The organism is Micromonospora sp. NPDC050495 (assembly GCF_040655175.1).
In the GTDB taxonomy this organism is placed as follows: Bacteria; Actinomycetota; Actinomycetes; order Mycobacteriales; family Micromonosporaceae; genus Micromonospora.
Map to the genome: position 1 here is coordinate 659,258 of NZ_JBFAJK010000001.1, position 13,686 is coordinate 672,943.

General features: G+C 64.0%; 9 protein-coding genes. 6 read left to right on the forward strand and 3 right to left on the reverse strand.

Annotated elements, in window-relative coordinates:
* Window positions 1–428 precede the first annotated feature (428 nt).
* On the forward strand, window positions 429–2,891 hold the full coding sequence (locus tag AB0I11_RS03225) for a hypothetical protein (protein WP_357309859.1): 2,463 nt from the start codon (window positions 429–431) through the stop codon (window positions 2,889–2,891).
* Window positions 2,888–3,277 (forward strand): hypothetical protein, encoded by a 390-nt coding sequence (locus AB0I11_RS03230; RefSeq protein ID WP_355111864.1) that lies wholly within the window; start codon window positions 2,888–2,890, stop codon window positions 3,275–3,277. The genes AB0I11_RS03225 and AB0I11_RS03230 overlap by 4 nt, the downstream gene beginning before the upstream one ends.
* Window positions 3,278–3,436: 159 nt before the next feature.
* Here AB0I11_RS03230 and AB0I11_RS03235 read toward each other — a convergent pair whose 3' ends face one another.
* Complete coding sequence (locus AB0I11_RS03235; protein WP_357309864.1) at window positions 3,437–4,054, reverse strand: hypothetical protein; 618 nt, start codon at window positions 4,052–4,054, stop codon at window positions 3,437–3,439.
* A gap of 580 nt (window positions 4,055–4,634) precedes the next feature.
* Here AB0I11_RS03235 and AB0I11_RS03240 point away from each other — a divergent pair.
* From AB0I11_RS03240 to AB0I11_RS03255, 4 genes are all read left to right on the forward strand, one after another.
* Window positions 4,635–8,792: a CHAT domain-containing protein gene (locus tag AB0I11_RS03240; RefSeq protein ID WP_357309867.1), complete on the forward strand. Its 4,158-nt coding sequence runs from the start codon at window positions 4,635–4,637 to the stop codon at window positions 8,790–8,792.
* The gene (locus AB0I11_RS03245) at window positions 8,785–9,468 is read left to right on the forward strand and encodes a hypothetical protein (protein WP_357309872.1); all 684 of its coding nucleotides are present in this window, start codon (window positions 8,785–8,787) and stop codon (window positions 9,466–9,468) included. Before AB0I11_RS03240 ends, AB0I11_RS03245 begins: the two co-directional genes overlap by 8 nt.
* A gap of 282 nt (window positions 9,469–9,750) precedes the next feature.
* Window positions 9,751–9,957: a DUF262 domain-containing protein gene (locus AB0I11_RS03250; protein ID WP_357310390.1), complete on the forward strand. Its 207-nt coding sequence runs from the start codon at window positions 9,751–9,753 to the stop codon at window positions 9,955–9,957.
* A gap of 225 nt (window positions 9,958–10,182) precedes the next feature.
* A complete protein-coding gene (locus AB0I11_RS03255) occupies window positions 10,183–11,307 on the forward strand; it encodes an HNH endonuclease signature motif containing protein (RefSeq protein WP_357310403.1) in 1,125 nt (374 codons plus the stop codon).
* Between the two features lie 116 nt (window positions 11,308–11,423).
* Here the strand turns inward: AB0I11_RS03255 and AB0I11_RS03260 are convergent, their stop codons facing one another.
* Together AB0I11_RS03260 and AB0I11_RS03265 are read right to left on the reverse strand one after the other, a co-directional pair.
* The gene (locus AB0I11_RS03260) at window positions 11,424–11,975 is read right to left on the reverse strand and encodes a hypothetical protein (RefSeq protein WP_357309877.1); all 552 of its coding nucleotides are present in this window, start codon (window positions 11,973–11,975) and stop codon (window positions 11,424–11,426) included.
* 48 nt (window positions 11,976–12,023) lie between these two features.
* On the reverse strand, window positions 12,024–13,679 hold the full coding sequence (locus tag AB0I11_RS03265; RefSeq protein ID WP_357309884.1) for a DEAD/DEAH box helicase family protein: 1,656 nt from the start codon (window positions 13,677–13,679) through the stop codon (window positions 12,024–12,026).
* Window positions 13,680–13,686 lie beyond the last annotated feature (7 nt).

The following is a 13,686-nucleotide window of genomic DNA, read 5'->3' on the forward strand; positions in this document are numbered from 1 at the left end:
TTCATTTTCTAATTGCGTGTGCCGATCGCGGCGGGGCGTTGCTGTGGCCGGTTGCTGAAGATCAGCCGGGTGCGTGCGTCATGGTTAGACCCGTCAGAGAAGAGACCGCAGTCGACCATGTCTCGTGTCATCCCGTCCGAGGGAATCCTTACTCGGACTCGCTAATCCGTAGCTCCGGGCGCTGTGGTCCTCTACGGCTGCGCCGAGGTCGGCTAGCTCCTCGCGGGCGCGTGGTGGTTCCAGCTCGATCGGTTGCTGTGCTTCGCTGCTGTACCGCCGCCAGCGGGCATCTAGCACCGCCAGCGGCGAACCAGCTCCGCCCCCTCGTGTGATCACAAAAACCCGCTGCCGTACTACGCTGAGGGGCAGCAGAGATCATTGTGCGTCCACTCTGCCCCTGTCGAACATCCGCAGGAAGGTGGTCAATGATGGAGCCGCTCACCGGGGCGCTCGCAGGTAAGGCCGTTGACTCCATCTTCCGAGCGCTGGGCAAGCTCGGCGAACTCAACAGAGCAGAAAAGCTGGTCCAGCGAGCACTATCGAAAAGGAACACTAGTCTTCCCGAGCCAACCGCCCAGGAACGCCGGAAGCTGGAACGTTTCTTCGCCTTGGTGGAGACATGGTCCCTACTGATTGAGACAAGCGTGGAAGTCAGCCCCGAACTTGTTCGTGGCATAGAGCTTTGCCTTTCTGAGGACCACGACCCCGCCACCCGACACAACATCGCGACCGACTTCGCTGAACTCGCGATTTCCGAGCTTCCAGCATCGCTGGATCCTGACGATCGTGTAGTGTTGACTTCATACCAGAATAGGCATTTGTCGGATCAGGTACGTGAGATTCGTGAGCTGGTGTCCGAGTATCGCGAACCGAGGGCCCCCGCCTCACTCTCGGCCGACGTCGCCGAGTATCGACGCCAACTCGAGGTCGCGATCACAAGGCGTCGTCCAACAAACCAGTTCCCGCTCACATTTCGCGACGAAGACGCACCGGAAAAGCCGCTAGACGCCTTGCCGGAGGTGGTGGCCGCGCATCGCCTAGTAGCTATCCACGCGAAGGCGGGCTCGGGCAAGAGTGCCACTCTGGTCGATCTCGCGTCGCGACTAAGCTCAGGTGGGAACGCCCTTGTTGTTTTTATCGACCTAAAACCGTGGGCGCACGAGCGCAATAGGTATCTTGCGGATAACGAAGAAAGCCCCACTGTCGACCAGATCCTCGAAGCGTCCGCCGTTCCTGCAACCGCAGCGCTAATTCAGGGAATTCACGCGGACCTCGCAGCCGCGGATGCGAGGCAGTATTGGTTGGTGGACGGTTTGAATGAGCTCCCAAGTGGGCTTAGTAGGAGAGTGCTGGAATCTTTGGCCACTTTTTTACGTGGAGTTGTTCGATCGTCGCTGGTGGTAACTGACAGATCGCCAAATCGGTACTCCGCTCCCGAATGGTCACTAGTAGAGATCAACCCGTTGAGGCCCTCAGATGTCGATCTCCTTCTGCCCCCAAGCCCCGCCAGCCTCGAGGTAAGGAGTCCGTCATCCCGGACTACCGCCGTTGATGATTCGGGGCGACGACAACTGCTAACGACCCCGTTCTTCTTAGATGTCGCCATGACCGATGGCAGGTGGACCTGGGAGACCAGCGTTCAAGCCATCCATGGCATGTTCGAGGAACGGCTCGGCCTGAGCGAAGATGACATCGACAACCTCGCTGACTTTGCTCTTGCCATGTACACCAGAAGGGAGGGCCTCACCTTCCCCCTTCGTGACCTGGTCGCAACTGCAGGGCCGTCGGTCGCACGTCGACTTATTGAGTCTCGCGTCATGCTGCTTCCAGACGACGACAGTGCGGTCTTCTACCATCAACTTCTTCATGATTATCTCGCGAGTCGCGCTTTAGCGAGACGACCCGATGCATGGGTTCCAAAGTACTTTGACGCGCTGAGCTTTGATGCCAACACCTACGAGTCACTCATAATGGTCCTAGACCAACTCCAGTCAGAAGAGGGAATCTCCAACTACATCACCGCCCTGTATGACTGGAACTGGTTCGGGACAATCCGATGCGTCGAACGTGCCTTACGAGACGGCTGGCCGCTGCCTCGCCACCTTACGGTGGCCCTCGCCGCAATGCTAGGGGAGAAGCGCTTTGACCCAGTCAGTGGATCGCGTGCTAGAGCGGAGCAGTGGACCGAGAAGTTGGACGGAGTCACTGGGTTTCGATTCAGCAGAGCAACGACTGTTGCGGCCCTGGTTGAAGAGGTCGAGAGAGTCTCAGACGGGTCCGGCCCGGATTGGTTCACAACGTGGTACGGACTCTTTCGGCGGCTTAGGGATCCCTCTCGCCCGGTAAATGAGCTTGACATCTCAGAAGTAAGCAATCCAGATCCGTTCATCGGCTGGACGGCAGCCCAAGTCGCCAGGCATTGCAACCTGGAACCTGACGGCGCTCGGCAAATTCGAGCAATGTATCGCGGCGCCCGACATGCCTTAGATGACACATCATGCTCCATTAGATGGAGAGTTGTGCATTCACTGGGGTGCCATCCTTCGGGCGAAAACGCCCAGCTGCTTTTGGAGGCAATCGATAACGACTCGTACTCGTGGGTCGTCTACGGTGCCGTTCGCGCTCTTTTGGAAATGGCGGCACTTTCTGACGAGGACGCCACTGAGAGGTTCTTGTCACAGGTGGACGCTAGACTTTCCCAGCTTCCTGCGGAACCGTTATCGCAGGTAGCGTGGGCAACGCAGTATGAAGGCGCTTCGGTCCATTGGGCGGAGCGGGTATGGCCGCTCCTCGAGCATGCGCGTGACCTACAGGAAACTGAGGAAGGAAAGGAACTTTGGAAAGTTCGGCTAGAGGCGTTCAAGACTTGGTCGGAACGGGAGAGATCGTGACTGCGGCGCTCCCTCCGCTGGAGCTTACAAGCTTCGCCTGGCGGGCACGAGAGAATGCCAGGGTGCTAGGGAAAACCATGGTCGGTGCAGCCGTCCTAGCGGACAACGGCATCGTGTATCCCGGCTGCAATGTAGAGCACAAATTCCGATCGCATGATGTCCACGCGGAGGTCAATGCCCTCACGTCGATGATCACTGGTGGCGGCATTCGCGCGGTCGCCATAGCGATCGCGAGCACGCGGGAGCACTTTACGCCGTGCGGAAGTTGCATGGACTGGATTTTCGAACTTGGAGGTCCGCAATGCCGGGTCTATATCGCGAATTCTGAAGGTCGGATCGCCTTCGAACACCTCGCTAGAACCCTGATGCCCTTCTATCCGTACTGAACAGCGTACCTCCGCCGGAAATTAGCACGGGCCCCGCCCGACGTCGCAGTACGCGACTCGGGTGGGCTCGACGCAGCAGCCCGGAGTTCGAGCGGTTGGCGTGCCGGTGCGCACCGCCGACCAGCCGGCGCGTCAATCGTGCGGCGAGGGCAGGAAGCCCTACTCCTCCTCGACGAGGTCGTTCACGATTTGTATCGCGGCCCTGATCGTCACGCCAAACGTCGCCTTATCCAATCCTGTAGGAACGCTCACGCGGTTTGTCGAGCGAGCGAACAGTGATCCGCTGAAAACCGCGAGCGGCTCGTCGTAGCCTTGGCCGCGATGCCACCCGTCGGCCAGCCAAGCCTCGCTCCAGCACACTCCGCTGCCGCAGGGTCGGGCCAGCAGCGGCGTCCAGACCGCGAGGACCGGCCGGACCGGAAGTTGTCTGTAGGCAGTGGGTAGCTGGCTACGGTCGAGCAACCCGAGCACCTTGGCTCCCGGCTCCCAACTGAGGAAGCTCTCGCGGGTCACGGCACCCTGCCAGGATGACTCTCCGTCGTGCCAGCGGTGCCAGGCGTACGCTTCGACAGGCACGTCGGTGGGCACGGCGCGGGCCTGATAGCTCGAGGCCGTCCAGAACTTGTACTCCACCGAAAGTAGCTTGCGTCGCCCGTCTGGGCACACGAGTAGGAGGAGGTCGTCGAGCACCGCACGTTTGCCGTTAACAGTGGTGCAGGGACGATATCCGGTGCGGGTTACGTCCATCCCGATGTCGCGCAGGTAGGTCGTCAGCAACGCGCGCAGAATCCCCTCGCCCTCAGCCCTACTGACCAGACCAACCGCTGAGGTCGTGCTGGCGGTCCTTGAGTCGAAATCGTCGATAAGTGCCCGTAGTCACAGCTGAGGCATATTGAAACTCCCGGTCGGGCTGAGGTGCTGTCTGTGACCGAACGCCTGCGCGATGTTCACCGACAAAGCTCACGGACTCACGTCGATTTTGCCATTGACGCGGTCGGCTCTTCTGCCGGTGCAGACGGGCGCGGGCTTGAGACGCCCATAGCCACTGGCGTGGCGAGTCTCATCGGTGCTCGGCCTGAGGCGTTCGCCTTGGGGCATGACACCGTGTTGCGCTGCATAAGCGGGGCGTCGTAGGCATCTGTCGGCGGCCATGGCCATGGCGCGGCCGGCGGGCGCTGGCCCGTCCGGTGGTCCGGGTGTACTTCATCGGTAGTGGTCTACAGAGGTCAAAAGAATCGGCGGAGGCACCATTGCCGCTGTCTCCGCTGGGTTGCGGCCTCTCAATACACTGGACCGGGTCGTGACTACGGAGGTGCCGGGAGTGCGGGATGTCCTGCTCGCGGATCTCGTAGGCCGGGTGAGCGACTTCCAGGCGGGTGGACCCCCGCAGCGTCTACTGGATCCCGAAGGGTTGGTCGTCGCGGCCGATCTGCTGCGTCTTACGACTGATGAGGTGACTGACCGCGAGTCTGTCGACACCGACGCTCTCTACGCGGCTGCAACGTACTACCACGCGCGGTCTGTCGCGTGGCAGAACCTCGTGACGTCCGTCCAGCGCGACTCACAGGCGCCGTCCGGCGAGGATTCGCACGGCAGCGCCAAGGACGATCTTGCCACAGCTCTCGACCTGTACGGGCTACTTTTCCTGGCCGACCACAGGCGGGTACCGCGGGACCTGTGGCCCTACGTGATCCGAGAGACCGGACACGACCCGTGGCGAGATCCTCTTGACCGCGCGGCTGATCTGATCATCGATGGGGAAGACTCCGGGGATTTGGCCCCCGTCGACGAAGCAATCGTCCTCCTGCGAGCGCTCGACGATGCCAGCGATGCTAGCTCCCGCGAAACTCTGTTGGGACACGCACTGCTGCTGCGCGCCAGTGCGACCGACGCGCCGGCCGCCCGTCGGCGCGCCGACGCCGAAGCGGCAGTCAGTGCATTGAGTACCGCTTCCGCCCGCTCCGAGGCGGCAGCGGAGCTTCGGTCCACGCGCCAATCGGCACTCGGCAACGCCTACCTGATGCGGTTCGCGGTCACCGAGGATCCCGGTGACCTGCTGGCAGCCGAGTCGGCGTATCGCGCCGCGCTCGCCGACGTGGCCGCCGATTCTAGGGAGTACGCCAACGCCTGCGCCGGGGTAGGGACGGCAATCGGGAGACGGGCCGAGGTCGCCACGCGGACAGGACAGCAAGCAGTGCCACTGCTGGGTGAGGCTGCCGACTGGTTACGCCGGGCGGCCGGCGGGGGCCCGTCGCGTAACGGCGAGGCGGCCCTGGCCAACCTGCGCCGGGTCATGGCCCTGTGGATCCGTGAGAACGCCCGCACCGCCCGCACCGCCCGCACCGCCCGCACCGCCCGCGCGACCGGCGAGGCCGACTCTGCCGTGCCGGTGGCGCTTCCTGCGGGGGACGGCGACCGGCCGGCGCCGCATGCCGGCGAGGCGGACGTTCGGCAGGCCAACGCGCTGGCCCAGCTCAGTGTTCAGGTCCGCGCCCGGGTGCTGCCGGAGACCGAGGGGTTCCGCCGCGTCGTCGATCCGGCGTTCGCGCTGTCCGCCGCCGCCGTTGACCTGGTGGTCGAGGCGGCCATCGACAGGCACCGCGATGACGTTCCCGTCGACGTTGTGCTCCTGCTTCGGCTGGCCTTGGCGGCTGCGGAGAGTCGCTGGGGTGCCACTAGAGATGGTCCCTGGTGGAGGGTTGCCGATGCCTATGTCGAAGCGGTGCGGCACAGCCTGGCTGATACTCCGAGTGGCGAACGACTCGCCGATGCCCAGAAGGTCCTGACCCGGCAGCTCACACTGCTTCGCGCGCACGAAGCCGAGGAGCGCGACGAACTCTCTGGGACCCTGTTCGCCGCTGGCCTGCTGTACCTGACCCCGTATATGGCTTACATGTCGGGGCTGTCGTTCGACGGGGCGCACGGCCTGTGGCTGGCCCGGCATCGGCGCCAGGCGACGGCGTACCCAGAACGGTCCGACGATGTGGACCGTAGTCCGCTGCCATCGCCGATGGTCGCCGCCGAGCAGGCCGTCGGATACCTGGAGCGGGCGGCTGACCTGGCTCGCGGGCACGAACGCGGCCGGGCGCTCAGGGCGCTCGCGGAGGCCCGTTCCTTCCTGGCCGGGCTGCGACAGGAATCGGCCGACGAGGAGATCCGGCTGGCGTGCCGGGAGGCCTTCGCCCTCCTCAATCCGGCCGACGACGTGATCGGCTACCTGTACCTGCTGCGGATCCTGAATCGGTTCGGCGAGGTCGGTCTGCCTGACGAATTGGTCGACCTCCTACCCCTCCCACTCGCCACGATGCGAGACCGCTACGGCTTGAACGAGGCGTCCTCCGCGTTCGCCGAGGCCCTCGCACTCGCCGCAGAGGCGGTGCGCCCGGATTTGGAGGCGGAACTGCTGGCGGCAGCGGACGAGGAACTGCCCCGCCTGTGGAACGACGCGCAGCGTCGTCAGCGCTGGATGAGCGAGGTGCATCTGCTCGTCGACGGGCACCTGCCCTGCTCGCCAGCGCTTCGCGAGATCCCGGAACTGGTCGAGCAGGCGCGGGCCCTGGCGGCTGAGGACAGCTGGAGCAGAGTGGAGTTGGCCGCCACGCTCATTCACTTGGCCGCGCATTCACCCGTCGACGGTGCCCACCAACTCGGCCGGGATCTAATAGCAGAGGCACACGAGGCGGCGCCGCAGCTGTGGGACTGGCACCACGACGCCATCGACTATCTCGACGCAGGCCTCGCATACGACCTCGGCATGCAAGCCGACCGCGCCGAAGCGCACGCCGACGCGGCGCGCGAGTACGGCGCTGCGGCACTGCGCTATGCCCTGTGCGGGCAGCTCGACCTCGCACTGAACAGCCTCGATGCGGGGTTGCAGCAGGTGTTCGCCTGCGAGGACGCCACCGCCGGCCGCGCGGCCACCGCCTTGCTGCCCGCCGCGGCCGGGCTCGGCGTCGGAGCCGACGAGTCCGTGGCCTGGACGCTGCACGAGTTCTACCGCAAGTTGCTGTTCGCGTTGATCGGATCCAGCGTCGACGTCGCCGCGGTGGCGGTCGTCCACCAGGCCGCGAAGGGCCGCGGGTTCTCCTCGGCGCTGCACTCCTGCGGGCCATTGACCGCCACCCCTCAGCTGCTGCGCGACCTGCAGCGGACCCGGGCCGACGAAGCGCTGCTGCCCGGCCCGCCGCCTGACGTCGAGCTGCCTGGCGGGGCGGAGACGGCGATGGTCTGCTACGCCGGCTCCGCGGAGGCCGAGACGGAATCCGACGTCGATGCCGTGCATCGCAACCGGCAGCGGGCATCCGATCGACGCGTCAGCGACGAACTGACGGCCGCCCGCAGCCCATGGCGCCTGCCCCTGCTCACGCTCGACGAAGTGCAGGCGCTCCTGCCACCGGAGACCGTGCTCGTGTCGCTGATGCTCGGTGAGGGCCGCCGCGACGCGGCAAGCCCCCCGGTCGCCGCCCTGCATGGGCTGGCGATCACCCGGGACAGCGTCGAGCACCGCAGCATGCTGCTCCCACAATTCGCCGGCGGCCTGATCAGGTTTTACCGGGGCACCCACCACCTCACGCTGTCCCCGCTCGCGCTGCACGTCGCCGACCTTCGCCGCGCCATCACCGCTGATCCACTGCACCGCGTCGTAACCCGCGACGCCCAGCAGACTCTGGCCGAACGGCCCGACACATTCCTCGCCGGCTTCCTCGACCGTGTGCCGCACTGGCACGCGGAAGGCCGCCGGCACCTGTGTGTCTGGGCCGACGGGCCACTCCATTACGTCCCGTTCCACCTGCTCGCCGCCGGCAGCGGCACGCTCGCCGACGACTGGACCGTCACCCAGATTCCCAGCGCCGAACTGCTGCGTGGGCGCCCACCCTCGGCCCGCCACCGCTTCCTCGCGTTCGCCTCGGCGGCCGGCGGCACCCGACATGGCCTGCCGGCCGAGGATGCGCTGGAGGTTCACGCCGCACAGGTCGCCGAGGCAATGGCCGGCGCGGCGATCCTCGGCCCCGCCGCCACCCCACAGCGCTTCCTTGCCGCACTGGCCGAAGCACGGTACATCCACGTCGCCGCCCACGGCGCCCACAACGAATGGGCACCCTGGTTCCAGTGCCTGTATCTGTCACCCGGCGCCGACGACGACGGCCGCGTCTTCGCCCACGACATCCTGCGTACCGACCTGCGCGGAGTGGATCTGGTGACACTGAGCGCCTGCGAGTCGGCGTTGGGCCGATTCGACCCGAACGACAACCTCCGCGGCCTGCCGGCAGCCCTGCTGTCCGCCGGCGCGGCGGCCGTCATCGGTTGCCTGTGGCCCGTGCATCCCCAGGTTGCCACCGACTTCTTCGGCCATCTCTACCAGCGGCTCGCCGCCGACCCGGATCGGCGCGCCGCCTTCGACGCGGCCCAGCGCGCTACCCGTGACCGCCATCCCGCCTACCGTGACTGGGGCGCTTTCGTCTACATAGGAGACTGGCGCACCACGGCAACCACCGAGGAGCCAACAAGTGGATGATCACTCCACCGCCACACTTCATGAGGTCGACCTCGTACTGGAGCCACGGCTACACGCGCCCGATGCGCCACCGCGTGTTCTCGGCCGCGTCTCTCTCGGTAGTCCGGTGGTGCGTCAACTGACCGCCGCTTCGGCGACCTCCGACCCAGACTGGCGTGAGTTCCTCGAGGCTGAGGCGGAGCACAGCACCTACCTCATGCTGAGCCTGTTCTGCGCCTTTCGCGCCGCACCTGGCAGCGACTCAATCGTCGACGCGGCCGTCGGGGTGCACCTGAAAGCACCGGACGCGCCCGCGGATCGGCAGCCGATCGCCTGGTCCATCGACCCGAAGCGACGCTCCCACGCAGTGCCCCGGACCGGCCGTATCTCACTCACGGCCAAACTCACGATCATCGAATCAACCATCGAATATGCACCGGACGGCAGCGGTGAGGAACTGTTCGTCGTCGGGATGGGCGAGCACGACAGCGACCCCGAATGGCGCTTCCGGGCGGTGAGCGGCGCGCCGCTGATCGGCGACGAAGAACTCACCATCGTGGTCAAGGCGCCAGCCGGCACTCCCGCCCGAGCGGACGTCACGGTGGCCGCCACCGTCAAACACCGCCGGCTCGGGTTGCTCCCGTACCGAGCGGACCTACCGCCCGTCGTGCGGACTGTTGATTTGCCAGCCATGTAACCCTGAACCCGAGGACCACGGGGATCAAGGATGTCGACTTGCGGACACGGCTTCCCGATCTTGGAGGGCCCCGTAGCGAGCCCTGTGTCGGTAATCTAGGCGAGACCATCGACATCGCCTGGTAGGCGGAGCAGGCTTACATTGACCTGGAGGATCCGCTAAGTGCCGACACACCACGTAAACCTTGATGCCCTGATTCCCCGCGAGGACTTTGAGCTCGCTGGCAACGAGCCACTGACGCAGCCGTCGATCCTTAGTACAAGTCTAAAGGTTACGGATCTCGTGGCTGAAAGTCTCATCTACAATGTATTGAGAAAACCCGACTTTCAGCGGGAGACGGCCAGCTGGCCGCCGGACAAGGTTGCAGAATTGGTCCGTAGTTTCCTGGAAGGGGACCTCATACCGTCCGTCATCATGTGGCGATCGCCCATCAGTGGCAGCATTTTCGTCATCGATGGAGCACATCGTTTGAGCGCATTGGTCGCCTAGGCTCACGATGACTATGGTGACCGGCATACCTCAATAGAATTTTTCAATAACGTGATTCCGGTCGAACAGCGGAAAGCGGCCGAAGCGACCCGTTCTTTGATCGCGGAAACAGTCGGTTCGTATCGGGACCTCAGTGTAGCCCTACGAAACCCAGAGGCTGTTTCTAAGGAGCGCCTTCGCCTGGCGCGTAACCTGAGCGCCTTCGCAGTAAGCCTCCAATGGGTGATGGGCGAAGCCGACAAGGCGGAGAGTTCGTTCTTCCGCATCAATCAACAGGCGACTCCTATCGATCAGGCCGAGCTGGAAATGATCAAAGCGAGGCGCAAGCCGAACGCTGTGGCGGCTCGTGCCTTTATCAGAGCAGGAACCGGGCACAAATACTGGTCCTCGTTTGGCGCTCAGACGCGCTCTGAGATCGAGCAAATCGCCAAAGAAGTTTACGACCTAATTTTTAAGCCCTCGCTGGATACCTCGATACGCAGCGCGGATCTTCCTGTGGCTGGTCGCGGGTACTCTTCGGATAGCGTGAAGATGGTTTTCGAGCTCGTAAACTTCGTAAATGGCATTTCGCCAGAAACTTGGCGTAGGGGCAAAGTTTCTACGACTAAGCCTGGCTCGGAGGCGGCCGGTAGAGCGGAACTAGCTGACGATCACGACGGCGAGCACACCCTACGCTTCATGAGAGCGGTCCGAAAGGCTGCCTCGCGCATTGCTGGAAATGACCCTGCCTCGCTTGGACTCCACCCTGCCGTCTACTTCTATAGCGCGACGGGGCGGTTCCAACCGGCTGCTTTCCTCTCTGCTATCAGCTTCGTGACGAACTTGGTAAATCGGCGGCGCCTCAACCAATTCATGGCCATTCGCGCCGACTTCGAGGAATTTCTGGTCACACATAAGTATTTCCTGAACCATATTGTGCGACGACACGGTAGTCTGACGCGGTCTGTTTCGCCCATAACTGTTATGCTGGAAACCACCTTTGAAGCTTTGACTCAAGGTGCAGATACGCCGCAGATCGTCAACATTCTCAAAGATCAGCCGGACCTAAGGACGGCCCTAAGGGAAGTAGATGGCGTCAGAGGTGAGCGTGGAAGAAGCTTCTCAACGGAGACTAAGAACATGGTTATTCTGAGAGAAATTATCGACACGGCCCCCAAGTGTAGAATATGCGGCGCGCGCCTACCGCTTAGCGCGGCATCCTTCGACCATATCGTACGGAGGGCTGATGGGGGCTCCGGGACGCGCGAAAACGCGCAGCTAACTCACCCCTACTGCAACACCGGGTTTAAGGAATCGATTCATTCTCGCGAGTCTGGAGTCGCCTCTCACGGGACAGTGGCCCGAGCCTAGGGAGTAGCGGCTACGTCGAGCGGAGATTGAGCTCCAGCAGGCCACTTCGCATTGGCCGGCTATCCTTCTTGTAATCCCAGCCACACGCCCTGCCCGGTCAGCGCGTTGCTTGAGCCTTAGGGGCGTCGACGCAGCGGGCGGACCGCGTACCTCACTTCGATGCCACATCGTGCCCCGATGGCCTCGTTCCGATGCCTGTCACTCGCGTCGATCTCCGCGTCGATGCGGACCGAAAGGGCGACTCCGGGGCGACCGCTCTCTGTGGCGCCGATGGTCAGGGCTGCCCAGAGAAGATCTTTGAATTGATTGGGCGGTCCCCAGCAGAGGTAGCGCTGGGTCTTGCCGTCCGTGGCCAGGCAGTGAGGCGGTTTGTCGGCCTGGCTGTCCGGGATGTAGCGCCATTCTGGTCCGAAAACTGGTCCGATGAAATCGGCTGGAGGGGCATAGTGCATCGCGGTGAACTGCGAGAACCTGCCCATATTCTCAAGCGCTCGGGCGTACTCTTTGAGTGGGACCTCCTTGATCCACAAATGTGGGTTCGAGACGAACCTCGAAAGGAGGCCGCCGATGCGAGGGTCGTCGACCCAGCGGTTGTACTGAGCCGTTTTTGCCTGTGCTGGAAGGCGCTCCCAGTCAAGGCTGTCGGCGTCGGTGTAGAGAAGTTTCACTACCTCGTCCCGGACACTGGCCGGGATGGTTGGAGTCGCCGGCATCTTTCAACTGCCTGTCTCAAGGGTGGCGGGAAACTGTAAGCGGTGCTCGTCGTAGGCGGTCTCGAGGCTCGCCGCGTCTTTGATCCACTCCTCCATCAGCGATTCGACACGTTGATCAGAGAAGGTGATCGTGGATTCATGGCCCAGCGGCAGCGTCTCGACGTCGTCAGCGTCTATGTCGCGGCGCAGTTTCAGGGTGGCGGCGATACGGCGCAGATCACTGACGAAGTCGAGGACGGCGACGCGGTCCTTGCCTTCTCGCAGCCGCAGGCCGCGACCGAGTTGTTGGACGAAGATGCGCCGGCTGTGGGTGACGCGGGCGAAACAAAGGATGTTGACGTCGGGAATATCAACACCCTCGTTGAGGATGTCGACGGCAGTGAGGACTCGAGTCTCACCTGCTCGGAAGGCCAGCAGCCGCCGCTGTCGTTCTCGCATTGGCAGGCCGGCGTGGATAGCTTGGCTGCTGCCCCAGGGCGGAGAGTCGTTGAGCATGTCGGCCATTCGTTCGGCGTGCTCGATGGTGCGGCAGAAGACTAGGGCACGGGGTCGTGGCGTACGGTTCCAGGTGGCAGCGAGTTCGTCGCGGATCGCCTCGTCGCGCTCTGGCAGGAACAGTCTGGCGTTGAGCTCTTTGAGGCTATAGCCGTACTCGCTGGCCGTGCGGACGACGTCCCAGTCGATGTTGTCGACGAAGAGCCGGTATTCGACCTGGGCGAGGTAGCCGCGGCGCATGCCCTCTTCGATGCCCAGGGTGTAGCTGGGCTCACCGAAGTGCGTGGTCAGGTCGTAGCGGTCGCCGCGCCAGGGGGTGGCGGTGACGCCGAACTGCCGCGCTGGCGCGAGTCGGTCGAGGAGTTCGGCGAACTGGCCGTCTTCACCGACGTGGTGTGCCTCGTCGATCATGACGAGGTCAGGTTTGTAGCCGATCCGGACGACAGCGAGCGCTGAGGCGACCGTGGCGCAGGTGACCCCAGCGAGGTCGTCGGGGCGATCGTCGCCAGTGAGGAGCCGGGTGCGAGCATGCTTTGGGAGATGTGTCCAGAGGGCTCGTTCGAGCTGGGCGACCAGGTCGCGGGTGTGCGCGACCACGAGAACGTTGGCGCTGGGTGCGTGCCGCAGGTGTTCGGCGATGACGGACCCGCCGACGACGGTCTTGCCCATGCCGGTGGCCAGGATGAGCATGGCTCGACGCCGGTCGGCCAGGTCAGCGTTGATGGCCGCGGCGGCGTCGCGCTGGTACGGGCGCAGGGTGACCGGTGCGAGGTGGCTGGGGGCGCGGTCGTACGCGCGACGTAGCACCTCCCCAGTCCAGAACTTGACGGGGCGGGTGATCGCGGCGAGTTCGTCGGCACGGCGGATCGCCTTAGGGCCGGGTGCACTGGTCGTAACCACGGCGGCCTCATCGGCTCCGTAGAGCTCTCGGGCGCGCTGGACCTCATCGACGGCCTCGGCGCCGATGAGCCCGTTGAGCTTCCACTTGCATTGCAGGACCCAACCGCGGCCGCCGTGCCAGCCGAGGACGTCGGCGCCGCCGTCACCGGATCCGTCGATGGTCGCGAGGTCGGTGAAGCCGAGGTGCATCAGGAGGCGTTCGACCTGACGGGGGAACTGACGTGGTCCGACGTCGCGCAGGAAGGAGGCATCCATGAAGTTCATGACGTGT

Excerpts from the sequence above, each read along its gene's own strand:
- AB0I11_RS03225 (WP_357309859.1), top strand. The coding sequence starts at position 429 with ATGGAGCCGCTCACCGGGGCGCTCGCAGGTAAGGCCGTTGACTCCATC.
- AB0I11_RS03255 (WP_357310403.1), top strand. The coding sequence starts at position 10,183 with ATGGGCGAAGCCGACAAGGCGGAGAGTTCGTTCTTCCGCATCAATCAA.
- AB0I11_RS03265 (WP_357309884.1), bottom strand. The coding sequence starts at position 13,679 with ATGAACTTCATGGATGCCTCCTTCCTGCGCGACGTCGGACCACGTCAG.